General features: G+C 33.4%; 19 protein-coding genes and 2 tRNA genes. 8 read left to right on the plus strand and 13 right to left on the minus strand.

Features of this window, described 5'->3' with window-relative positions:
- Window positions 1-202: 202 nt before the first annotated feature.
- From AC2H4K_RS05360 to mutS, 7 genes are all read right to left on the minus strand, one after another.
- Complete coding sequence (locus AC2H4K_RS05360) at window positions 203-2161, minus strand: sialate O-acetylesterase (protein ID WP_493742946.1); 1959 nt, start codon at window positions 2159-2161, stop codon at window positions 203-205.
- 106 nt (window positions 2162-2267) lie between these two features.
- Window positions 2268-3407: a mannonate dehydratase gene (gene uxuA, locus AC2H4K_RS05365; protein WP_493742947.1), complete on the minus strand. Its 1140-nt coding sequence runs from the start codon at window positions 3405-3407 to the stop codon at window positions 2268-2270.
- A 27-nt stretch (window positions 3408-3434) separates the two neighbouring features.
- On the minus strand, window positions 3435-4175 hold the full coding sequence (locus AC2H4K_RS05370; protein WP_493742948.1) for an SDR family NAD(P)-dependent oxidoreductase: 741 nt from the start codon (window positions 4173-4175) through the stop codon (window positions 3435-3437).
- A 15-nt stretch (window positions 4176-4190) separates the two neighbouring features.
- Window positions 4191-6371 (minus strand): alpha-glucuronidase family glycosyl hydrolase, encoded by a 2181-nt coding sequence (locus tag AC2H4K_RS05375; protein ID WP_493742949.1) that lies wholly within the window; start codon window positions 6369-6371, stop codon window positions 4191-4193.
- A gap of 247 nt (window positions 6372-6618) precedes the next feature.
- A tRNA-Leu gene (locus AC2H4K_RS05380) sits at window positions 6619-6703 on the minus strand.
- A gap of 44 nt (window positions 6704-6747) precedes the next feature.
- A tRNA-Gly gene (locus tag AC2H4K_RS05385) sits at window positions 6748-6819 on the minus strand.
- A gap of 95 nt (window positions 6820-6914) precedes the next feature.
- The gene (mutS, locus tag AC2H4K_RS05390) at window positions 6915-9527 is read right to left on the minus strand and encodes a DNA mismatch repair protein MutS (RefSeq protein ID WP_281138759.1); all 2613 of its coding nucleotides are present in this window, start codon (window positions 9525-9527) and stop codon (window positions 6915-6917) included.
- A 122-nt stretch (window positions 9528-9649) separates the two neighbouring features.
- Here mutS and AC2H4K_RS05395 point away from each other — a divergent pair, with 122 nt between their 5' ends.
- Window positions 9650-10186: an RNA methyltransferase gene (locus AC2H4K_RS05395; protein ID WP_281138760.1), complete on the plus strand. Its 537-nt coding sequence runs from the start codon at window positions 9650-9652 to the stop codon at window positions 10184-10186.
- A 289-nt stretch (window positions 10187-10475) separates the two neighbouring features.
- Window positions 10476-11126, plus strand: a complete 651-nt coding sequence (locus AC2H4K_RS05400; protein ID WP_348634883.1) for a class I SAM-dependent methyltransferase — start codon at window positions 10476-10478, stop codon at window positions 11124-11126.
- A 65-nt stretch (window positions 11127-11191) separates the two neighbouring features.
- Here AC2H4K_RS05400 and folK read toward each other — a convergent pair whose 3' ends face one another.
- On the minus strand, window positions 11192-12319 hold the full coding sequence (folK, locus tag AC2H4K_RS05405; protein WP_493742950.1) for a 2-amino-4-hydroxy-6-hydroxymethyldihydropteridine diphosphokinase: 1128 nt from the start codon (window positions 12317-12319) through the stop codon (window positions 11192-11194).
- 72 nt (window positions 12320-12391) lie between these two features.
- Here folK and AC2H4K_RS05410 point away from each other — a divergent pair, with 72 nt between their 5' ends.
- From AC2H4K_RS05410 to rpsU, 4 genes are all read left to right on the plus strand, one after another.
- On the plus strand, window positions 12392-13096 hold the full coding sequence (locus tag AC2H4K_RS05410; RefSeq protein ID WP_493742951.1) for a queuosine precursor transporter: 705 nt from the start codon (window positions 12392-12394) through the stop codon (window positions 13094-13096).
- A 105-nt stretch (window positions 13097-13201) separates the two neighbouring features.
- A complete protein-coding gene (locus AC2H4K_RS05415; protein WP_493742952.1) occupies window positions 13202-15871 on the plus strand; it encodes an AsmA family protein in 2670 nt (889 codons plus the stop codon).
- 112 nt (window positions 15872-15983) lie between these two features.
- On the plus strand, window positions 15984-16847 hold the full coding sequence (locus AC2H4K_RS05420; RefSeq protein ID WP_281138765.1) for a sigma-70 family RNA polymerase sigma factor: 864 nt from the start codon (window positions 15984-15986) through the stop codon (window positions 16845-16847).
- A 101-nt stretch (window positions 16848-16948) separates the two neighbouring features.
- A complete protein-coding gene (gene rpsU / locus AC2H4K_RS05425) occupies window positions 16949-17143 on the plus strand; it encodes a 30S ribosomal protein S21 (RefSeq protein WP_281138766.1) in 195 nt (64 codons plus the stop codon).
- A gap of 72 nt (window positions 17144-17215) precedes the next feature.
- Here the strand turns inward: rpsU and AC2H4K_RS05430 are convergent, their stop codons facing one another.
- Window positions 17216-17470, minus strand: a complete 255-nt coding sequence (locus AC2H4K_RS05430) for a hypothetical protein (protein ID WP_281138767.1) — start codon at window positions 17468-17470, stop codon at window positions 17216-17218.
- Window positions 17471-17536: 66 nt separating this feature from the next.
- The gene (locus AC2H4K_RS05435; protein WP_281138768.1) at window positions 17537-18328 is read right to left on the minus strand and encodes a DUF2797 domain-containing protein; all 792 of its coding nucleotides are present in this window, start codon (window positions 18326-18328) and stop codon (window positions 17537-17539) included.
- 53 nt (window positions 18329-18381) lie between these two features.
- Between AC2H4K_RS05435 and AC2H4K_RS05440 the strand changes: the two genes are divergently transcribed.
- Both AC2H4K_RS05440 and AC2H4K_RS05445 read left to right on the plus strand, forming a co-directional pair.
- A complete protein-coding gene (locus tag AC2H4K_RS05440) occupies window positions 18382-19899 on the plus strand; it encodes a GH3 auxin-responsive promoter family protein (protein WP_281138769.1) in 1518 nt (505 codons plus the stop codon).
- Window positions 19900-20035: 136 nt separating this feature from the next.
- A complete protein-coding gene (locus tag AC2H4K_RS05445; RefSeq protein WP_493742953.1) occupies window positions 20036-21232 on the plus strand; it encodes a hypothetical protein in 1197 nt (398 codons plus the stop codon).
- Window positions 21233-21495: 263 nt separating this feature from the next.
- On the opposite strand, the gene clpX is transcribed toward AC2H4K_RS05445, so the two are convergent.
- The 3 genes from clpX to tig all read right to left on the minus strand — a co-directional run bounded on the left by clpX (window position 21496) and on the right by tig (window position 24891).
- Window positions 21496-22728, minus strand: coding sequence for an ATP-dependent Clp protease ATP-binding subunit ClpX (gene clpX / locus AC2H4K_RS05450; RefSeq protein ID WP_281138771.1), 1233 nt, complete (start codon window positions 22726-22728; stop codon window positions 21496-21498).
- Window positions 22729-22805: 77 nt separating this feature from the next.
- Window positions 22806-23480, minus strand: coding sequence for an ATP-dependent Clp protease proteolytic subunit (locus AC2H4K_RS05455; protein ID WP_281138772.1), 675 nt, complete (start codon window positions 23478-23480; stop codon window positions 22806-22808).
- Window positions 23481-23568: 88 nt separating this feature from the next.
- Window positions 23569-24891, minus strand: coding sequence for a trigger factor (tig, locus tag AC2H4K_RS05460; protein ID WP_493742954.1), 1323 nt, complete (start codon window positions 24889-24891; stop codon window positions 23569-23571).
- Window positions 24892-24919: the final 28 nt, after the last annotated feature.

Consider the following 24919-nt stretch of genomic DNA (forward strand, 5'->3'; position numbering starts at 1 on the left):
ATTTAGATTGTTTTTTCTTTTTTGAAATAAAGAATTGCGAAGCTTTAAAAACTCTACTATATATAGTAAATAAACTAAAAAAAAGCTTTAAAAGCAAAATTTATGCAATCGATTTCGTAAATAGATTCATTTTTAACAATTTCACCGTATTTAATAGTATTTCAACACTTTAAAACTCTTGAATTACACCTTAGATAAACGCCTACTCAATTCTGAAAGGTGAAGCTGGTAAACCTTCTTTATTATATAAATTAGGATTGTCTGGATTATCAGACCAGGCATATTTTACATACTTCGGATGAGGCACAGTATCACTCCATACCACAACCTTGTTATCCACTATTTTTGCATTTGCCCAAACATATTCACCATCTTCACCTGCAATTGCAAACTCGCTGAGCTCTTCGCCATCATCTGTAATAAGTCCACCTCCAATATTTAAAAAGGAGATAATAACTTTATCTTTTTGTATAATATGGCTTTTATATAATGGTCCTGAATGGACAATATCTTCCTTATAAGCTAATTTTTGTGCCGCCAAAGCCATTCGTTCACCCACATCTTTTTTATTATCTGGGTGAATATCATTCCACTCTCCTAACTCAATATTAACAGTCATAGCAGTATTGGGCACTACTAAAGACTTCAATTGAGATTCGCGTAACTTTGCCCAACCACTTTCTGTAGGCAGATAATCTACATCTCCAAAATTAGGAAGCTGAGCATATATAAATGGTAATTCTACATTAGTAAACTTAGCTCTCCAATCCTTTATCAATGCTGGTAATAATTCAGCATATTCTTCTGGTCTCCCAGCGTTACTTTCTCCTTGATACCATAGAACTCCTGTTATTGGATATTCCAAATAAGGTGCCACCATAGCATTGTAAAGTGCTGTAGGTTCATTTTGAGGATTAATTCTTCGAGGACCTGCAAAACTGCTTCTATCTCGAGGAGGAAACACTTCACCTACTTTATATTCCCAATATCCTTTTAGATCTACAGTATCTCTTTCATTAAAAATCTTGTACGGTTTGTCTGGTACAAAACCACCTTTTCCACCATAATTTGTCACACGAATCACAAACAGATTTTCACCTTCTTTTAAAACATCCTTAGGCACATTGTAGCGTCGTTGTGGATATTGGTAAGTTGTTTGAGCTATCTTTTTTCCATTGATGTAAAGCTCATCTGCGTTTACAATTCTACCTAGAAATACCTCAGCTTCCTCGCCTGTCATAGATTGAGGCAACTGAATTTCTCTTCGGTACCAAACTACTCCATTTAAATCTCTAACACCTTGGTCTTCCCAGTATCCTGGAATATTTATTCTACGCCAATTTTTAGGTTCAAAACCTAATGAATACCAAGGGATTTCACCTATAAGACCTTTATCTTTAGGAAGAGGAGAACTGTCGGTATTGTTATGATTACCATTTAAGCTATTGACATAACTTGTATCTTTATTTCGTTCTATGACTTCTAAAAATTTAGGAAAATTTTTGTAACCATCCTCACTTATCCAAGCCTCGATAGGTGTTCCGCCAACACTCGCATTTATCAAACCTATAGGAACATTATATTTTTTATATAATTTTTTTGCAAAGAAATAGGCTACTGCAGAAAATGGTCTTACTTCTTCATCTATGGCTTTTTGCCATTTGCCACCGTCTAAATCTTTGATTGGACCATTTAAGTCAGTATTCGTAGGAATTTTGAAATGCCTTATTTCAGAATAATTCACATTTTTAATTTCATCTGCATAAGTAACATCATGAATATCTAGTTGATGTACCATGTTAGATTGACCAGAACATAACCAGACATCACCTATAAGGACATCATTCAAAATAATTTCATTAGTTCCTGAAACCTTTAAAGTAAAAGGACCTCCTGCTTTCATTTTTGGCAACTCTATACTCCAACTACCATCGCGAGATGTTTTTGTTGTTTTAGACTTTCCGTTAAATTTCACCCTTACTTTTTCACCAGGTGAAGCCCAGCCCCAAACCTTAATATTGGTATGTCTTTGCAAAACCATGCCATCTTGAAAAATAGTAGGAAGCTTAACTTGCCCGGAAGAAGAAAAAATTACAAACAAACAAAAGGTTAGCTGTAAAATTCTTTTTTGAAGTGTTATAATTCTTAATCTTTCCTTCATACTATCGTTTCGTTTTTGGCTTCAGATGCTTTATTAAACAATTAATAATTAATGTTTTATAGTTTTGCTTTTATCAAATATTTCAACTATTCTGAAACTAACCATACTAATTAGAAATTCCCATTTCTAATCCTCTCAGTTCTGCTAGTCCTTTCATTCTTCCTATAAGCGAATATCCAGGATACTGTTCTTTTTGTCCTTCCATAGAAAAAAGAAAACCATGATCTGGTCGCATTGGTAAGTTAACTTTACGTTTTTCCATTAGCTTTAAAATCTCTATCATGACAGACTTCATCTGAACATCTCCATCTAGATGGGCTGATTCTCTAAAAACATCCTTATTTTCTCGTTTTACATTTCTTAAGTGCAAAAAGTGAATACGCTCATCAAATAGATTTATAATCCTTATTAGATCATTATCTGGATGAGCACCTAAAGAACCCGTACAAAAACAAAGTCCATTAGCGACTGAAGGAACAGCTTCAAAAATCTGCTGAAGATCGCTAGCTTGTGACACAATACGAGGTAAACCCATTACAGAAAAAGGAGGATCATCAGGGTGAATGGCTAACTTAATACCTAACTCTTCAGCTACTGGGACAACTTCTTTTAAAAAATAAATGAGATGATTTCTGAGTGAAGAATCATCAATATCCTTATAGTTATCTAAAAGTGCCAATATTTCTTTAGCTGTAAAATTTTCTGTACTTCCTGGAAGTCCCAATAATACATTTCTAAATAATTGTTCTTTTTCACTATCGGTAAGGTTTTGTCCGTATTGAAGCGCAACCTCAACTTCTTCTTCTGAATAACTTTCTTTACTTCCTGGTCTTTTCAAGAGAAATACATCAAAATAAATGAACGCTTTATGGTCGTATAGTAAAGCTCTTGATCCGTCTACATTTACATACGCATGATTGGTACGAACCCAATCTAGTATAGGCATAAAATTATAAGTCACCACATAAATACCACAAGTGGCTAAATTTTTAAGGCTAGTCTTATAATTGTCAATATGAATCTTGAAATCTCCTTTCTGTCGTTTAATATCTTCACTTACCGGCAGACTTTCTACAACAGTCCATTCCATTCCTTGGTCACGAACTTCCTGTTGACGTTTTTTTATTTCATCAACAGTCCAAATATCACCAACTGGGACATGATGCAGGGCTGTAACTATGCCTTTTACATCACATTGTCTGATATCTCGAAGACTAATTTTGTCTTGTGGACCGAACCAACGCATTGTATGTAACATCTGATATTTCATAAACTAAAAACCAATGGAATTACCGCCATCAACACACATGGTGACACCTGTTACAAATTTGGCTTCATTGCTAGCAAAAAAGAAAACAGCATCTGCAATATCTTCTGGCTCACCCATTTTACCCATTGGTGTACGAGAAAATACTTTATTTTTTCTTTCAGGATCTGAGTTAAGTGCTTCTGCTGTCATTGGAGTTTTTATAAAACCTGGCGCAACACAATTTACTCTAACTCTGTACTGAGCAAGGTCCACAGCCATAGAGCGTGTCATGCCTTCAATAGCTGTTTTACTAGCGGTGTAGGCAATTACCTTTGGAATACCGTACTGAGCTGCCATTGAGCTTATATTAACGATATTTCCTCCTCCATTACTCTTCATCACCTTTACAACTTCTCTAGATATCGCAAAAACACTCTTCATATTGGTATGAATGATTTTATCGAATTCTTCATCAGTAACTTCAATAAATTCCTTTTTCATGTTAATTCCGGCATTATTGACCAAAACATCAATATGTCCTTCGGTTTCTGCTATTTGACTAATCATTTCAGGTATTTTATCTAACTGATCAAGGTCAAATACGATTGGTTTTGCCAATTCACCTAATTCTTCGCAGGCTTTAGCTGTTTTCTCTTGGTTTCTACCAACTATATAAGTGGTATAACCATTATCGCAGAATTTCTTGGCCGTGGCATAGCCCAGACCAGAATTACCGCCAGTTACGATTGCCGTTTTATTTCTCATTAAAATTGATATTGGTTACCATCTTGGCCTTATACCTGGCGCATATGGATATGTCATTGATTTATATTCTTCTAGTGTTTTACCTGGTTTTGGCACACCATTAGGAATTGGTTTTCCTGAAAATTCTTGAAAATAGACTAAAGAAGAATCTCTCCACCACTTGGCTTCTTTCAACTGAATGGAAAGCAACATTTTCACTTCCTCAAAACGTTCCTCATCTATATATGGTTTCATTTTCTCCCAAGTGCTTATCATTTTGTTTACTTGGTTAACACCTTCTTGATATTTAAGAGCTAGTGCATCCCAAAGTATATTTCCATCTTTCATTTTATAATCCCAAGACAAATGATGAAACCAAAGCAATAGTTCCTCTGGTGTAGTTGCAGGTTCATTGAAATTTTTCGCCACCGTTTCTTCATATTGGGAAACGGCGTTAGTACCTGTTTCGCTTCGATTAAAACCTATACCTTCTTTGTCTGCCTTATGATAATATGTAGGATTCCACTCTGGTCTTGAAAGATCATCTACCCAAGGTCCTGGTCCATAATGATGACCTGTAGCCATTAAATGATGAAGACCAAGTGGAGTCATATAATTAACTACAGCTTCTCGAGACTCCATAAGTATAGGAATCATTGTTTCAATAAAATTAGGATCTGTGCTAAACGTTAGCTTTAACCATTCTTCAGCAATTTCTTCTTCTGACAAATAAGGATCCCAAGCCAAACGCCCAAAACCATACCAATTTGCTTGAGCAAAAGGATGACCTGTCCAATTTATATCAGTACCGATATTAGACACACCGGCCATTCCTGATATTGATTTATTATGAAGTGAGCCATCAACAACTTTAGCTACTGTTGATCCCTCTCCTTCACGATAGGTATCAGCTTTCAGAACTTCTTCATATAATTTTGGGAGAAAAACCATATGTGTACTAAATCCTAAGTATTCTTGGGTTATTTGAAACTCCATCATTAAAGGCGTCTTCGGCATAGCACCAAACATTGGGTGAAAAGGCTCTCTAGGTTGAAAATCTATAGCACCGTTTTTTACTTGAATTATTACGTTATCACGAAATTTACCATCGTAAGGCACAAATTCACTGTAGGCCTGTTTTGCTCTATCGGTAGGATCGTGTTCTGAGTATACAAAAGCCCTCCACATGATAATACCTCCAAAAGGAGCAACAGCATCTGCCAACATATTAGCACCATCAGCATGATTGCGACCATAATTCTGAGGACCAGGCTGTCCTTCTGAGTTAGCTTTTACTAAAAAGCCACCAAAATCTGGTATTTCTTTATAAATCTCCGCTGTTTTTTTTGCCCACCAATTCTTTACTTTCTCATCGAGAGGATCAGCCGTTTCCAACTCTCCTATTTCTATTGGTGCAGAAAAGCGTGCCGTTAGATAAACTTTGATTCCATAAGGTCTAAATAGATCAGCTAAAGCTTTTACTTTTTCTATATATCTTGGTGTTAACACTAAAGCGTTAGCGTTGACATTTGTTAAAACCGTACCATTTATTCCTATACTTGCGTTAGCTCTTGCGTAGTCTTCATATCTAGGATCTATATACTCTGGGAGCTTATGCCAGTTCCAAATGGAAAACCCAGCATAACCACGCTCTACAGTTCTATCTAAATTGTCCCAATGATTTAACAGTCGTATATCAGTTTTAGGACTTTCAATAATATTGAGACGAGATAGATTATTTTGCATCTGCATCTGTTTCAACAATTCAAAAGTTCCATAGAGTAATCCTATTTCAGAATTTCCTGCTATAATAATTTTATAATCGTCATTGATTTTTACATATTTAATACTAAATCCCTCTTCACCAATACTGGTCCAATCTTGAGGAACTTTTTTTCCTAAGTCCTTTGGATAGTTCTCTTTATTTACAAATATTAGTTTAGCTTTTAAATAGTCATTTTCCCAAAGAACTTTTTCTTTAAGCATGCCTTCCGAAGCTCTAAGAAGTTCATTTTTAATAACTACTAAGGTCTCACTTTCTCCACTAATATTAATTTTATTAAAATATTGACTGTAATTCTCGCGTATCTCACTATTATTTAAATAGCTGTAACGTAACCAAAGATCATATCCATTTTCGGCATTAAGAGAAATTGAAGGGACTAGAATAAAACTTAAAATCAGTAAAGCGTGATAACGCACTATTAAGTTTCTCAAAAAAATACTCGTTTTCGACATTAATTGTGAATAAATTATCCTACAAATTATTTATCTGTATTCATTAATTCTTCCAAATATAAACTTTTAGATCAAGAATAACGCAATCGGTTGCGTAAATTTGTAATTATTTTGTTAAAACACTATTATTCAATCTAAAAAAATATGACAAAAACCTAGAGAATAAGTGACATAGAAACACTTGTGAAATAAAAAAGCCTCATCAAAATTTTGATAAGGCTTTTTGTACTGAAGGCGGGACTTGAACCCGCACGGCCATAATGGCCATTGGATTTTAAGTCCAACGTGTCTACCAATTCCACCACTTCAGCGTCCAAGTTACAGACTGTAACTTTATTGGTATATATTATTGTAGAGCGAAAGACGGGATTTGAACCCGCGACCCTCACCTTGGCAAGGTGATGCTCTACCCCTGAGCTACTTTCGCAGTTTTAAAAGAACTATTTCGCTGTAAAAGCGGATGCAAATTTAAAATAAATCTTATAAATGCAAAGCCTTTTTTAAAAATAAATACAATTTATTTTAAGCTTGCTTTTTCTTCACCAACATTCGCTTTATTTCATTGAGTTTCATCAAGGCCTCAACCGGTGTTAATGTATCTATATCTGTATGCAAAATCTCATCTTTAATTTCCTCAAGTAGAGGATCATCTAAGTTGAAAAAGCTTAACTGCATATCATCTTTCATTGATTTAATGTTATCTGTAAGCTCTTCGCTAGAGTGAGACTTCTCTAATTTAGATAATATTTTATTTGCTCTTCTGATGACTTGCTGTGGCATGCCTGCCATTTTAGCCACATGGATACCAAAACTATGCTCACTACCACCTTCAACCAACTTACGTACAAAAAGTACATTGTCTTTCAGCTCTTTTACTGAAACATTAAAGTTCTTTATACGTTTAAATGTCTCACACATTTCATTGAGCTCATGATAATGTGTAGCAAATAAAGTTTTAGGTTTTGAAGGATGTTCATGTAAATATTCGCTAATGGCCCAAGCGATGGAAATACCATCATACGTACTTGTTCCTCTTCCTATTTCATCTAATAATACTAAACTACGCTCAGAGATATTATTAAGAATGGATGCGGTTTCATTCATTTCTACCATAAAAGTAGATTCTCCCATAGAAATATTATCACTGGCACCAACACGAGTAAAAATCTTATCTACCAAACCTATTTTTGCTTCAGTAGCAGGAACAAAACTTCCTATTTGCGCCAATAGCACAATTAAAGCTGTCTGTCTTAATATGGCCGACTTACCAGACATATTAGGTCCAGTTATCATTATAATTTGTTGAGACTCTCTATCGAGATAAACATCATTAGCAATATAAGCTTCACCCAAAGGCAACTGCTTTTCTATAACAGGATGACGACCATCTTTTATTTCTAAAGCAAAGCTATCATCAATTTCAGGATAATTATAACTGTTTGATTTTGCTAAACTCGCAAACCCACACAAACAATCTAGCTGACCAATAAGTTGTGCATTCTGCTGTACTTGCACAATAAACTGGTGCATCCAGGTTACTAACTCAGAAAACAATTGTTGCTCTATAGCCAATATACGCTCTTCAGCACCAAGAATTTTAGCTTCGTACTCCTTAAGTTCTTCAGTTATGTAGCGCTCTGCATTTACCAGAGTTTGCTTACGAATCCACTCTTGCGGAACTTTGTCTTTATGAGTATTTCGAACTTCAATATAATATCCAAAAACGTTATTAGATGCTATCTTTAAAGATGGAATCCTTGTACGCTCACTCTCACGTTGAAGCATATTGTCCAAATAGGTTTTTCCAGATTGTGATAAACCTCTGAGCTCATCGAGTTCTTCTGAAAAACCATCGGCAATGGTGTTACCTTTAAGAACGTTTACAGGCGCTTCTTCGTTAAGTGTTTGCTTAATTTTTTCTCTAAGCAAGTCACAATTATTCAAATTAGAACCCAATACTTTCAGCGCATCATTCTCACAACTTTCAGCAATTGATTTAATTGGTACAATAGCTTCTAACGAGTTCTTTAATTGCACCACTTCTCGTGGACTCACTTTAGTCGTTGCTATCTTAGATATTAAGCGTTCTATATCTCCGATATGCTTTATTTGACCTTGAATTTTTAAAAGTTTAGCTTCATTTTCCAAAAGGTATTTTACCACCTCATGACGCTGTTTTATTTTATCAGCATGCTTTAACGGAAGCGCTAACCAACGTTTTAAAGTTCTTCCTCCCATAGCCGAAATTGTCTTATCAATAACATCAATAAGTGTTACGGCATTGGTGTTTGAGGAATGGTAAAGCTCAAGATTGCGAATAGTGAATTTATCCATCCAAACGTAATCATCTGTTGCAATCCTTGAAATTGTTGCAATATGCTCTAACTTATTGTGCCTAGTTTCACTTAAATAATGAAGCACAACTCCCGAAGCAATAATACCTTCGTATAAATCGTGAATACCAAATCCTTTTAAGGTTTTTGTATTAAAATGCTTCGTTAAAGTTTCATTGGCATAATCGGCTTGAAAAACCCAATCTTCTAAAAAGAAGGTATGAAAATCGTTACCAAAAGTTTCAGCAAATTCTTTTCTAGCTTTTTTAGAAATTAGAACTTCACTAGGATTGAAGTTTTGCAATAACTTATCAATATACTCCGCATTACCTTGAGAAGTTAAGAACTCACCTGTTGAGATGTCTAAAAATGAAATCCCAATATTTTTCTTGTCAAAATGAACCGCACAGAGAAAGTTGTTGGATTTCGACTGAAGTATATCATCATTTAAAGCTACACCTGGTGTAACCAACTCTGTAACACCACGCTTTACAATTGTTTTGGTTTGCTTAGGATCTTCCAACTGATCGCAAATAGCTACACGCTCACCAGCACGAACCAATTTTGGCAAATAGGTATTTAACGAATGATGCGGAAAACCAGCCAATTCGGTTTCACTTTCACTACCAGCACCTCTTTTGGTAAGAATAATATCTAGAATCTTAGCCGTTTTAACAGCATCGCTACCAAAGGTTTCATAAAAATCACCAACTCTAAACAATAGTAACGCATCAGGGTATTTAGCCTTGATAGCATTATACTGTTTCATTAAAGGAGTCTCTTTTTTTGCTTTTTTAGCCAATGGTATTCTAAGTTTTTAATTCTATTTTTGTTACAATTGTAAGATTGCTAATGTAGCCAAATAGCCTTGTTATATAAAAGGAATACTAAAGAAGTTATCTACAAAAAACACAAGATTTCAACATGCGAAAACTGAAAAACAGCGAACTAGACCGATTGGAAATTGAGGAATTTAAAGCTGCCAAAAAATCACCGATAATCATCATATTAGACAATATTCGAAGCCTAAACAATATTGGCTCTGTCTTTAGAACAAGCGATGCTTTTTTGATTGAAAAAATCTACTTGTGTGGTATAACAGCACAACCGCCTCATAATGACATTAGAAAAACCGCATTAGGCAGTACCAAAACTGTTGATTGGGAGTATGCAGAAAATACGCTTAGTGTTGCTGAACAGTTAAAGTCTGATGGTGTAAAAATTTGCTCCATTGAACAAGCCGAAAATGCCACCATGCTCAATGATTTTCAACCTCAACCAAACACTAAATATGCTTTTGTTTTTGGTAATGAAGTAAAAGGTGTTTCTCAAGATGTTATTAACGCTAGTGATACCGTTATTGAAATTCCACAATATGGCACCAAACATTCCCTGAATATTTCGGTGAGCTGTGGTGTTGTTGTTTGGGATGTGTTTTCGAAGATTATGAAAACTATCTAATATTTTTCTAAAATGTTGAATGATTAATTTTTTCGATTTTTTATTTTAAATATAATCAGGAAGACTATCATAAGAATTACTAAAGCAATCAAAAAATCCTAAGGTGTTGCGTTTGACGAGCCACTATTATCACCTCTTGGCACATTTACTGGCCCACTAAAAGGAGTTCCTTTTTGAATTAGAAAAATAATAAAACAATTCATATTAAATTAAAACTACAACTATTTCGCAATATTTAAAAGTATACTCTACAACAAAATAGATTCACATCAAGTATTGAATGACAATCATGAAAAAACAAAAAAGTCCTTGGCCAACCAAAGCCGTAATGCAACAGATTTATAGAAAGCATTTTTGGGGCGGACAAGGTTCCGATTTTTATTCTGGCGAAGGCTCTCACAAACCTAAGATTATTGAGCCATATCTCAAGGTAGTTATCAGCTTTTTAAAATCATATCAAAATTTAACCGTTTGTGATTTAGGTTGTGGTGATTTTAATATTGGGAAACACCTTGTAGAATACACACAACATTATTTTGCTGTTGATATTGTTCCTGAGCTTATAGATCGTAACAAAACATTGTTTGAAGCTGAAAATTTAGAATTTTTATGTTTAGATATTTCCAAAGATCAATTACCGAAAGCCGACTGTGTTATTTTACGACAAGTGCTTCAGCATTTATCTAATGAGGAAATTCAACAAATTTTAGACAAACTTCAGCATTACAAATACATCAATCTAACAGAACATGTCCCTATTGGTCATTTTACACCAAATATTGATATTATTGCTAATCGCAGTAACAGATTAAAACATAAAAGCGGAGTTGATATAACAGCAGCACCTTTTAACTTTAAAGCTAAGGAAGTTCTTTTATTGAATGAAGTCATATTAAGTAGCGATAACAGCAAAATTATAACAACGCTTTATTCGCTTTAAAATTAGCTGATGAGATTCTGAAATACTGAAATAAATTCAGCAATAGCAAGTTCAGAATAACAAAACTACGAACTGATTTCTCTTAGAAGCCACAAATAATCTTCACGATTCTTCACAAAATCTTTATCTGAAATATCAATGATTTTTACATTGAGTTCAGACTGTGATTTTAAAAATTCTAGATATCCGGAATTGATTTTATTTAAATATTCATCTTGAATTTCTTTCTCGTATTTACGTCCTCGCTTTTTAATATTAGCTTGTAAACGTTCTGTGTTTTGATAGAGATAGACATACAAATCTGGTCTCGCAATATCTTTATAAACCTGATAAAATAATTTACGGTACAATCTAAACTCATCATCAGGCAGTGTAACCTTTGAAAAAATCAGCGATTTATGCACATCATAATCGCTTACCATAAAATCCTTGAATAAATCTAACTGCGATAAGTCATCACTAATTTGTTGGTAACGATCTGCCAAAAAAGACATTTCTAATGTAAACGCATAGCGCTCTGGCTCTTTATAAAATTTTGGCAGAAATGGATTATCTGCAAAACGCTCTAAAATTAATTTCGCATTGAACTCTTGCGAAATCTTAGTCGCCAGACTTGTTTTCCCTGCACCTATATTTCCTTCAATGGCAATAAAATTGAAGTCCGTAAAATTATAATGCCGTTTTGGACTTTTTAACCAAATATTTACGGGTTCTATAACCGAAGTATCTTCACAATAATCTAACAAACTTTCAATAGTAAACTTTAAAACAGGGTGTTCTACTTCTTTTGTAATATCTAAAAGTGGCTGCAAAACAAATTTTCGCTTTTGCATGTGCGGATGCGGAATCACTAAATTACTATCATTTAGCACTTCATCATCAAACAAAAGAATATCAAGATCAATTTCTCTAGACTCATAAATTTCAGAAGTCTTAGCTTTTCGTCCTAGCTTAAATTCAATAGTCTTAAGCTCCTTGAGTACAGATTTTGGTTTAAGCTCAGTTTCAACTTTGATACAAGCGTTATAAAAGTCGTCACCTTCAAAACCAAGTGCTGGTGTTTTGTAAACTTTTGAGATTTTTTTTACGACACCAACCTTTTCAAAAACAGCATCAATGGCAGATTGCAAATACTGCATTTTATCGCCTTTGTTACTACCTAATGCTATGTAAATGGTTTTGACAGATTTCATAAGAGGAAACAAAATAACTAAAACAAAATTTATTACTTTATCTTTACTGAAACTATTTATCAACCATTTTTAATGCTATTAAAAGACAAGCTTTTAGCGCAACGTATCTACTTACTCCTTGGTGCTCTTTTTATAACCTCACTTGTAGTTTCTAATCTTATATTTCAAAAATTCTTTTATTGGTATCCTATCGATATAGAAGTTTTTGGCAGTAAGCTTTTTGAAATTTCGGTTGGCATTCTCCCTTATCCTATTACATTTTTAATCACGGATTTAATTAGTGAAATTTATGGTAAAAAGAGAGCTAATGATATTGTGGTTGCAGGCATTTTTGCATCATTCTTTTCTATGCTAATAGTATATGTTGCTAATACAGTTCCTTCAACATCATGGTCGCCAGTAAAAGACGATCTTTTTACAACTGTTTTCGGTAGTACGGCAATCGCGGTCTTTGCAAGTATGATGGCTTATTTATTTGCTCAATTTATAGACATTCAAATCTATCACTTCTGGAAAAAGCTAACCAAAGGAAAACACCTTTGGCTCCGCAATAACTGCTCAACGTTTTTATCTCAATTTATAGATACGGCCACGGTTTTAGTATTACTCTGTAGTTTTGGTAAAATTGAATGGGACAAATTTTTAGGGTTGCTCATTTCAGGATTCTTATTTAAAGTTTTAATAGCTGCTTTTGACACTCCTTTTTTATACTTAGGCGTTTACCTTTTTAGAAAGCGCTTCAAGCTCAAAGTAAATGAGGAAATAAATTTAGCATAAGAGATTACCCAAACATTAAATTCTTCTTAAACTTGAAACACATAGCAACTATTATACAGAACTTAGCGTATATTAGATAGCAGCACTAACAACCTTACTTATATTATGAAGAAAATTTTCAAAATTATTGGAATCATCTTACTCATTTTTATAGCCATTTTAATTGCTATACCTTTCGTTTTAGAATCCAAAATAGACACTATTGTTCAAAATTATGCTGACGAAAATCTTGATGCAGATCTCAGTTTTGACGATATAAGTCTTAGCCTTATAAGTAGTTTTCCTAAAGCAGAAGTAAGTGTAGACAATTTAAAAATAACCAACCGAGCTCCATTTGAAGGTGAAACCTTAGCTACTGCCAAATCACTGTCTTTTGAAATGGCACTTGGTGAACTTTTTAAAGGTTCTGACGAGCCTTTAGCGGTTAATGAGATTATTGCAGATGAATTATTACTTACCATAAAAAACAATAAAAATGGAACCGTAAACTACGATATCGTTAAACAAACAAACGATACTCCTTCTACTACAACAGAAACTTCTTCTGGCAGTTTTACTTTCGATATTAAAAATTACGAGTTGAATAATAGCGCTTTCACTTATATAGATGAAGAAACAAACACACAAGTTTATGTTACAGAAATTAATCACTATGGAAAGGGAATATTTTCTGGGGAAAAATCTGAATTAGACACCAATACAGAAGCTAATGTTAGTATGTCTGTAGATAGCGCTCAATATTTAAATAATAATATCATAAAACTAAAAGCCTTAATCGATTTAGACTTAGAGCAACAGAAATACACCTTCAAGGACAACAAAGGTTACATCAATGCTTTACCTCTAGAGTTTGAAGGTTTTTTACAAATGGTTGAAGAAGGCCAACAAATAGACATTACTTTTAAAAATCCAGAATCGTCTTTCAAGGACTTTTTAGCTGTAATTCCTAAAGAGTATTCAAAAAATATTGAAAACGTTACCACCACAGGAAACTTTACCGTAAACGGAATCATTAAAGGGTTAGTTTCTGAGGAAACCATTCCAGCTTTAGATATTAACATGAAGTCCGATAATGCTTCCTTTAAATACCCAGACTTACCAAAAAGTGTAGATAATATTCACATAGATGCTTCGGTTAAGAACACCACAGGAAATGTAGATGACACTTATGTAGATGTTAATCGGTTAGATTTTAGAATAGACCAAGACGTTTTTAAATCTGAAGCACATATTAAAAACCTTACAGGCAATATGCTGGTTGATGCCAACTTAGATGGTATTTTGAACTTAGCTAACATTACAAAAGCTTATCCTGTAGACTTAGAAAATGAACTTAGTGGTATTCTAAGAGGTAGTCTAAGCACCGCTTTTGATATGGAAGCAATTGAAACCAATGCTTATCAGCGCATTAAAAACAACGGTAATGTTTCTGTATCTAATGTTATTTTTTCTTCTGAAGACATGGCAAATCCTATTCAAATCAATAAAGCAGATTTAACTTTAAATTCTGGAAATGTAAGCTTGAAAAACTTTAAGGCTTTAACTGGTAAGAGTGATCTAAACGCTTCGGGAAGTATTAATAATCTTCTTGGATTTTTATTGAGCGATAAAAAATTAGAAGGCAACTTTACGGTTAACTCAAATACTTTTGCTATTTCTGATTTTATGACAGAAGATAAAACTGCTTCTGAAGGTTCAAGTTCAAACAAATCAGCTTCTAATACTCCTACAGAGACCATGAAGATTCCTGATTTCTTAGATTGTACTATAACGGCAAATGCTAAAACCGTAATCTATGATAACCTGAACTTAAAAAATGTAAAAGGTCAACTAGTTATAAAAGACCAAAATGCCAGTCTTAAAAATATGACAACTGACATTTTCAATGGTCAGTTAGGTCTTTCAGGTAATGTTTCTACCAAAGAAGCTAAGCCAAAATTCGACATGCAATTAGCAATGCAGCAATTTGATATTTCGCAATCTTTTCAAGATTTAGAAATGCTTAAAGCCTTAGCACCTATTGCAAAAGTTGTTCAAGGGAAATTAAATTCTACAATAGACATTAGCGGTTTATTAGGTGAAGATTTTGCACCAGACTTAAGTACCATTTCTGGTAATGCTTTAGCAGAGTTATTGACTTCAAATGTAGATGTATCTAAAAGTCCTTTATTAGCTGGTTTAGATAATAAGTTAGAATTTTTAGATCTTCAAAATCTTCAAAAAGATATTAATACTACACTTAGTTTTGAAAATGGTCAGGTTTACGTAAAACCTTTCACATTAAAGTATAAGGATATTCCTATTGAAATTTCAGGAATGCATACCTTCTCTAACAATTTAAAATATGATGTTGTACTTCAGGTTCCTGCTAAATATTTAGGAAGTGAAGTGAATCGTCTAATCGGAAAAATTAATGATGATGAAGTGAATAATATTTCTATTCCTATTACAGCAAACATCAACGGAAGTTTTTCTAGCCCAAATATTTCAACAGATTTAACCAGCGGAGTTTCTAACCTTACCAAACAATTGGTTGAGATTGAAAAACAAAAACTTATTGGTAAAGGAAAAGATAAAATTAGTGACCTGCTTGGTAATGTATTAGGAGGAAATTCTAATTCCAACACAACTAAAACCGACTCTACAGCAACAGTAAAAGACAGCACCAAAACTTCAACAAATGATAAAGTTAAGGAAGGTGTGAAAAATGTGTTAGGCAATGTCTTTGGAAAGAAAAAGTCTAAAACAAGTCAAGATTCGACTAAAAATCAGTGATTTTGAATAAAAACAGCTCTGTTTTTGCCAAAATTTGTTAATTATTTGTGGTTTTCTTGTATATCTTAAAAATAAAGTTATGTTATAGGTTCACTAATTTTAAAAAGGATATATGAGGCAATTAAAAATCACCAAGCAAGTTACCAACAGAGAAGATAAATCTTTAGATAAATATTTACAAGATATAAGCAAGATTCCGTTGATAACTGCTGATGAAGAAGTGGAATTAGCACAACGCATTAGAAAAGGTGATCAGGTTGCATTAGATAAACTAACTACAGCCAACTTAAGGTTTGTGGTTTCTGTTGCTAAGCAATATCAAAATCAAGGATTAAAATTACCAGATCTGATTAATGAAGGTAATGCTGGTTTAGTAAAAGCTGCTAAACGTTTTGATGAGACCAGAGGTTTTAAATTTATATCTTATGCCGTCTGGTGGATCAGACAAGCCATTTTGCAAGCTTTAGCCGAGCAATCTCGTATTGTTCGTTTACCGCTTAACAAAATTGGAACGATAAATAAAATCAATAAAACGTTCTCTCACTTAGAGCAAGTACATCAACGACCTCCGAATGCCGAGGAAATTGCAAAAGAACTAGACATTAGTACACGTGAAGTAAAACAATCCATGAAAAATTCTGGTCGTCATTTATCAATGGACGCACCATTAAAAGATGGAGAAACTTTCAGTTTATATGATGTAGTAAGTTCTGGTGAATCACCAAGACCTGATAAAGAACTAATGAATGAATCGTTAAATCTTGAAGTAGAACGTGCTTTGGAAACGTTAACTCAAAAGGAAAGTGACGTTATTCGTTTGAATTTTGGTATTGGAAATCAACCTCCTATGACCCTCGAAGAAATAGGAAGTATTTTTGATTTAACACGTGAGCGTGTAAGGCAAATTAGAGAAAAAGGGATTAGACGATTACGCCATGCAAGTAAGAGTAAAATCCTAAAAACATATTTAGGATAAAAAATAACATTGAAAACGCTTATTTAATTTTTTATTTTCAAATAGTTGCTATATATTTGCCGACCATTTGCAAGAATTAGATAACAAAAAATATCGATATAATGATAAAGATCGAAATTAAAGAAGGTGAAAATATAGAGAGAGCGCTTAAACGTTATAAGCGTAAACACAGAAATGTGCAAATAATGCAAAACTTAAGAGAGTCTCGTTATTTTACTAAGCCTTCTGTTAAAAGAAGAAGAGAGATTCAAAAAGCTGCATACATTCAGTCTTTAAGAGATCAAGAAGAAGTATAGAGATATCTTCTATAAAAGATATTAGAGGAGCTACATATTAATGTTGCTCCTTTTTTTGTTTCACCTCGTTAATTAACTTCTAGGGTTTTCATTTTCTGCTTCAAAAACAATAGAACTTATTGGTCTGTCTTCATAAAAATGAGCAAAAGTCTTATTGGTTGAATAATTATCAGTCAATACCTTATAGACCATAAGCACAATAGAAACTTGACCTACTACCGTGATATAAAATACCCAGTTAAAAGGTAAATCCATAGCACTCATTATAGTGATAGTAATCAGTAATAGAGTTGTAATAATAACGTAAAGTATGGGAGAGGTTTTCATATTGTTTTTATTATAATCTAATAAAAAACTAAAAACCAAAGTTATAGTTTAACGCATCTATAACATTTAGACATTCATTGCGATAACTAAGCCTTCATTACCTCTGATATTAAAAACAGTTTCATCTTCAAATATGAGGTATTGTCCTTTTATACCAACCAATTTTCCTGAATACTCATTGGTTTTCTCTAGGTTTAAACTCTTAGGTTTTAAAGGATATTTTTCTACTGGGAAGTGTATATGCGTCTCTGTATTAGATTCTATAAAATAATCTTTAGCTTCTTCAGGAATATATTGCTTCAGGTTTTGTCTCCATTCCATTAAATCTTCATCTTTAATATCATTCTTCAGCATATTGCGCCAGTTTGTTTTATCAGCTACATAGTCTTTCAAAGCAACTTCTGTAATACCTGCCAGATAACGATTAGGCACCTCAACAATTTCTATAGCTTCATGCGCACCTTGATCAATCCATCGTGTGGGCACCTGACTTTTTCTGGTAACACCAACTTTAACATTACTGGAATTTGCCAGATAAACAATATGTGGTTGAAGTTGTACTTTCTTTTCATACTCCAAATCTCTATCCTCTTTATCTAGATGTGCTGTACTTAACTCTGGTCGCATTATCCAATCACCAGCTACAGGTTTATCAAAAAAGCAACTCTTACAAAACCCTTGTCTGTAAATAGGCTTATCTAATCCACAGCTTAGGCATTGGTGACCAATAAGTTTCATTTCGATTGTTTTATTTAGTAATTGATTCATATGGATAAAGTCATTTTCAAAAACCAAATAATATTGAATCGGATCTAAAAACTCTGTTTGCATTTTAGTGAGTACACCTGTATAAACCATGAAAGAAATTTAGTATTTTTAGCGTTAAATATCAGTGTAAAGATAGCCAATCCATGCCAATTCCCATTGTTAATTCTATTGCTTCGTGGTTTTTAAAAAAACGATTCCATCAAATTGAATTGTTCTTAAAATATCCTAATGAGGTACAAAACGAATTGCTTTTCAGTTTATTGAAATTTGCCAAAGACACCGAAGTGGGAAAGAAATATGATTTTGCTTCTATAAAAACCTATAAAGAATTCAATGAGCGTATTCCTATTGTTAATTACGAAATAATTCAACCTTCAATTGAGCGTTCTCGAAGTGGTGAGCAAAATATTTTTTGGCCTAGACCTATAAAGTGGTTTGCTAAATCTAGTGGTACAACTAATGCTAAAAGCAAATTTATACCTGTTAGTACTGATTCCCTTGAAGACTGCCACTATGCAGCCAGCAAGGACTTACTTTGCATGTATTTAAGCAATAATGAGGACGCACAATTATTCACTGGCAAAAGCTTAAGACTAGGAGGCAGCAAAGAACTTTACAAAGAAAACGGCACTGCTTTTGGTGACTTAAGCGCTATACTAATTGATAATATGCCTTTTTGGGCCGAATTTAGCAGCACACCTAGCAACAGGGTTTCATTGATGAGTGACTGGGAAACAAAAATGGGCGCAATAGTAGATGAAACCATAAATGAAAATGTAACAAGTTTGGCTGGTGTACCATCTTGGATGCTAGTGCTTTTAAATAATGTTTTAGAAAAAACAGGCAAAGACAATATTTTTGATGTTTGGCCAAATCTAGAAGTCTATTTTCACGGAGGAGTAAGTTTTAATCCTTATATAGAACAGTATAGAAATATACTTCCTAAAAAGAGTTTTAAGTACTACGAAATTTACAATGCCTCCGAAGGATTCTTTGCCATTCAAGACCAGAATTATTCGGGCGATTTATTATTGATGTTAGATTACGGTATATTCTATGAGTTTATTCCAATGGACACTTATGGTACAGAAGAGCAAAAAGTTATCCCTCTTAGCGAAGTTCAATTAAATACCAACTATGCCATTGTCATTACTACAAATGCTGGTTTGTGGAGATATAAGGTAGGAGACACTATTCGCTTTGTAAGTCTAAAACCACATCGCATAAAAGTTTCAGGAAGAACCAAACACCATATTAATGTATTTGGTGAAGAACTGATTATTGAAAATGCCGAAGACGCTTTAAAGAAAGTCTGCAAACGAACTTCTGCAGAAATAGTTGACTACACAGCTGCACCAATTTTTATGCATGGAAAAGAAAAGGGAGCTCACGAATGGATTATTGAATTTAAAACACCACCAGAAGATATGGCTTATTTTGAGGAATTATTTGATAATGCCTTAAAATCCTTAAATTCTGATTATGAAGCTAAGCGTTACAATAACATGACACTTAACAAACCTAAAATTCATTGTGGCAGACCAAACTTATTCTACGATTGGCTAAAAGAAAACAACAAACTTGGAGGACAACATAAGGTGCCTCGCCTTTCAAATACCAGAAATTATGTTGAAGAGCTTTTGAAAATCAACAACATGTAATTTCATCGGATAAATCTGCATTTCATTTTTGATTATCGGTTAATATTGGTTAGTTATCTAATAAAACCGCTACAATATTAGTTTCTAGACTTTTGAAACTATATTGGTACTGCTATTAATCCATTATCCCTACGTTATGAAATTTACAGTCCATGTGCTGCTTTCTGCAGCTATGCTTTGTACAAGTGCTCTATTTGGCAAAACAGATCCTATCAAAAAAAATGAAGTTGATGCGTTAAACAAAAGCGGTTATGCTTTTACAGTTAACGTTTCTCAAATTAATTCTAGATATTCTGAGATTCCAAGCGCTATGTTTAGAGACAGACTTGTTATTGTGTCTTCAAAAAAAATTGGTGCTTTTAGTAGCAAAAATCCAGTTACTAATGAACCGTTTACAGATTTGTTTTATTTAGATATTTCAGAAAATGGTAGTTTCTCTCAACCGCTATTATTCAGTAGTATTCTAAATACTAAAGCGAGTGAAGGACAAGCATCTTTTTCTCCAGATGAACGCACGGTTTACTACACAAGAAGTAGCCGCAAATATCCTAGGATTTATAAATTATACATGACTAAGTTACATGAAGAAATTGATGGCTATTGGATGGATGAAACAGAACTTACTATTAGCAGTCATTTCTATTCTGTAGAAAACCCTCACGTATCTGCTGATGGCAAATACCTTTATTTTTCTTCTAATAAGCATGGAGGTTTTGGTGGTTTTGATATTTACAGGGCCAAAATAAACCCTGACGGTAGTATTGAAGATGCAGAAAATTTAGGAAGTACAATTAACACTGAAAAAGACGAAAAATATCCTTTTACTACTTCAGACAATTCAGAGTTGTATTTTTCTTCCAAAGGTCATAATAGTATAGGAGGCTATGATATCTTTATTTCTAGTATTTATTCTAAGGCTTACAGTTCACCAAGAAATTTAGGACAAGCTATCAATTCTAACAAAGATGACGTTGGTTTTATGATTATAAATGGTAACAGAGGGGTATTTTCTTCAAATAAAGATAAAGAATCCGGATTTAACATCTATCATTTTGAAGCTGAAGCGATTTATCAAGAATTGAATGGAATTGTAATGACAAGTAATGAAGAGGTTTTACCAAACTCTACAGTTATTTTATTGAATAGTGCTGATCAGGAAATTGATAGACTAACAACAGATGAAACTGCCACATATAATTTTAGAATAATGCCTTTTGAAGACTATAAAATTTTAGTGAAAAAGGAAGGCTATGAAGAATATGTGATAAATCTTAATTCTAAAGATAGACTAAAAACTATTCTAAAATTATCTTCTAAACTTACAAAACTATAGTTGTTGTATTTTTAACAGTTCATCGTTTAAAAAAGTTTCTAATTTTCCTACAACGATAATTCTTGAAGTTTAACCAAAAACCAATTCAAGTTTGAAATAAGCCACTACTTTAGACGTAACAAATGTGCTATTAACCAAAACATTTAATAATAAAATTACATATTGCAAGTAATATTATATTAATCAATCCCAAACTAAATAAAAACCACAATATCATTTCTGAAATTGTGGTTTTATTTTTTTTATTCTATTTACTCTTTTACTTAAGACACTGCCTTCAATTTCTTTAGAGTAGATTTAGACAATCTGTCCTCAGCATAAGCTTTAGTAACATTTAGTTTAGTCTCACCTGAACCAGGCAAATCAAACATAGCTTCTGTTAATACTTCTTCACATAACGAACGTAAACCTCTAGCACCAAGTTTATACTCTATAGCTTTGTCTACAATATACTCCAAAGCACCATCGGTTATAGTAAACTCAACGTCGTCCATCTCAAACAACTTTTTATATTGTTTTATGATGGCATTTTTAGGCTCTGTAAGTATTGCTCTAAGCGTTTTAGCATCAAGAGGATCCATATGAGTTAGCACAGGTAAACGACCTATGATTTCAGGTATAAGACCAAAATCCTTTAAATCTTTAGGAATAATGTATTGAAGTATATTATCATTATCTACATTATCACCTGAGTTAATAGAACTATAACCAATTGCTTGCATATTTAAACGCTTGGTTATTACACGTTCTATACCATCAAAAGCACCACCTGCAATAAATAGGATATGCTCTGTATTAACTTCTATAAATTTTTGATCAGGATGTTTACGACCTCCTTTTGGTGGCACATTAACTACAGTTCCCTCTAAAAGTTTTAAAAGTGCTTGTTGCACACCTTCACCTGAAACATCTCTAGTTATAGATGGATTATCACTCTTACGAGCTATTTTATCAATCTCATCTATAAATACAATTCCTTTTTCAGCTTTTTCAAGATTATAATCCGCAGCTTGTAATAGACGAGTTAAAATACTTTCAACATCTTCACCAACATAACCAGCCTCTGTCAACACCGTAGCATCTACAATTGCCAAAGGCACATTAAGCATTTTAGCTACAGTCTTTGCCATTAAAGTTTTACCTGTACCTGTTTGCCCAACCATAACGATATTACTTTTTTGTATTTCTATATCGTCATCGCTAGCAGGTTGTAGTAAACGTTTGTAGTGGTTATAAACCGCAACCGACATTACACGTTTAGTGTACTCTTGACCAATTATATATTCGTCTAGAAAAGACTTAATTTCCTTAGGCTTTCTAAGCATTAATTCAGCACTTAAGTCTGAATTCCCAGCTTGTTTAGACTCTTCAACTACAATACCATGAGCTTGCTCTATACATCGATCACAGATATGAGCATCCAATCCTGCAATTAGCAAATTGGTTTCCGGCTTTTTCCTACCACAAAATGAACACTCTAATTCTTCTTTTGCCATCTTTATTTCATTTTAGTTTCCCTCATTGAAGAGGGAATCTTTTTCTTATTTCCCTTTTTAGTCGAAAGTAATTTAAATTACTTGCGCTCTAAAACTTCATCAATCATTCCGTACTTAAGAGCTTCGTCTGATTTCATCCAATAATCTCTATCAGAATCTTTTTCTACTTGCTCATAAGATTTACCTGAATGATTTGCTATAATATTATATAATTCCTCTTTAACTCTTAAAGTTTCTTTTACAGCAATTTCCATGTCTTTAACCTGACCTTGCGTACCACTCATTGGTTGGTGAATCATCACTCTAGAGTGTTTTAAAGCAGAGCGTTTCCCTTTTTCACCTGCACACAATAACACTGCTGCCATGGATGCTGCAATACCTGTACAAATCGTTGCTACATCTGGTTTTACAAATTGCATTGTATCATAAATACCTAAACCAGCATATACACTACCTCCTGGTGAGTTAATATAGATTTGAATATCTTTTGAAGCATCTACACTTTGTAAGAATAATAATTGTGCTTGAATAATATTTGCTACTTGATCATTAACTCCCGTACCCAAGAAAATGATGCGATCCATCATTAAACGTGAGAAAACATCCATTGCCACAGCATTCATCTGACGCTCTTCAATAATGTTTGGTGTTAAATTTGTAGGATACATACTTGTAAGTATCTTATCGTAATGCGCACTATTAATCCCTTGATCTTTTATGGCGAATTTTTGAAATTCTTTTCCGTAATCCATATTTTTAAGTAAGTTTTTTTTGATTTAAAAAAAAAGCGTAAAACTATTCAGTTCCACGCCTTAAAGATACTAATTTATTCATTAACCATTAACTGTAGAATTCTTTAACAAAATCATCATAAGTGATTTCTTTTGTCTTTATATTTCCTTCAGTTTTATATAGGTTTAATAATTTTTGACTCATTAATTGTTCTGACAAACGTCTTACCTCATCTTGGTTAGAAAGGATACGAGCAGCTATATCTTCTAATTCTTTCTCAGAAGGGTTCATTTGACCAAATTGTGCCATTTGAGCTTTGATCATTTCCATAGCGTGTGCTTTTAAATCCTCAAACTGAACTTGTAGGTTATGCTCTTGAATTAATTTACCTTCTATCAATTGGTAACGCATACTCTTTTCAGACTTCTCATACTCTTCTTTTGCCTGATCTTCCGTCATTGGCTCCTCGCCAGCAGTTTGCATCCATTTTTGTAAGAAGTTAGCTGGCAAGTCGAATTTTGTACTGTCAACTAAATACTCTGTAAAATCATTCAACAACTTTTGATCTCCTTGTTGTGCAAATTGTTTTTCAGAATCTTCCTTGATTTTTTCTTTTAATTCAGTTACTGATGTTACGATATCTTTTCCGAATAGCTTATCGAATAACTCTTGATCTAAATCAGCTAATTCTCTTTCGTTGATTTCTGAAATTTCAAAATCAACTTTGATATCTAAACCATGAGCATCATCATGAGACACTTTTAAGAATGTCATTAAATCATGATCGTCATTAAAAAGTCCTTTAGTTTTTAAAGAAAGAACATCCCCTACTTTAGCACCAACAAATTTCTTAGCATTAGTTTTTCCTTTAACCTTATCTAAAGTAATTGTTGCTACATTTTCTATACCTTCTTCCTCATTAGTGAATTTTCCAGTAATTTCTGATTCTTCAGTAACTTCAGTTTGAGAAACTAGTTTACCATATTGCTTCTGAATATGCTTAACTTGGTTATCAATCATTTTGTCATCTGCAACAATATTGTAATGTGTTATTGCTTTTTTGCTTTTTAGGTCAACATTAAAATCTGGTGCTAAGCCTAATTCAAATTCAAAAGAAAATGCATCAGCATCCCAATCTAAATCATCTTGTGGTTTAGGTAATGGGTTTCCTAAAACATCAAGCTTTTCCTCTGTTAAGTACTTTCCAAGCGCATCTTGCAATAATTTATTAACCTCATCTACCAATACTGCTTTTCCATACTGCTTCTTCACCATTCCCATTGGTACGTGACCTTTTCTAAAACCAGGAATGTTAGCCGACTTGCGGTAATCTGTTAAGATTTTCTCTACTTTATCGCTATAATCTTCTTTAGCGATATCCACTTTTACGACTGCATTTAGCTCATCGATGTTTTCTCTTGTAATATTCATTCTTAATTGAAACTAAAAATTGGGCTGC

The organism is Winogradskyella sp. 266wxhm, from assembly GCF_058964685.1.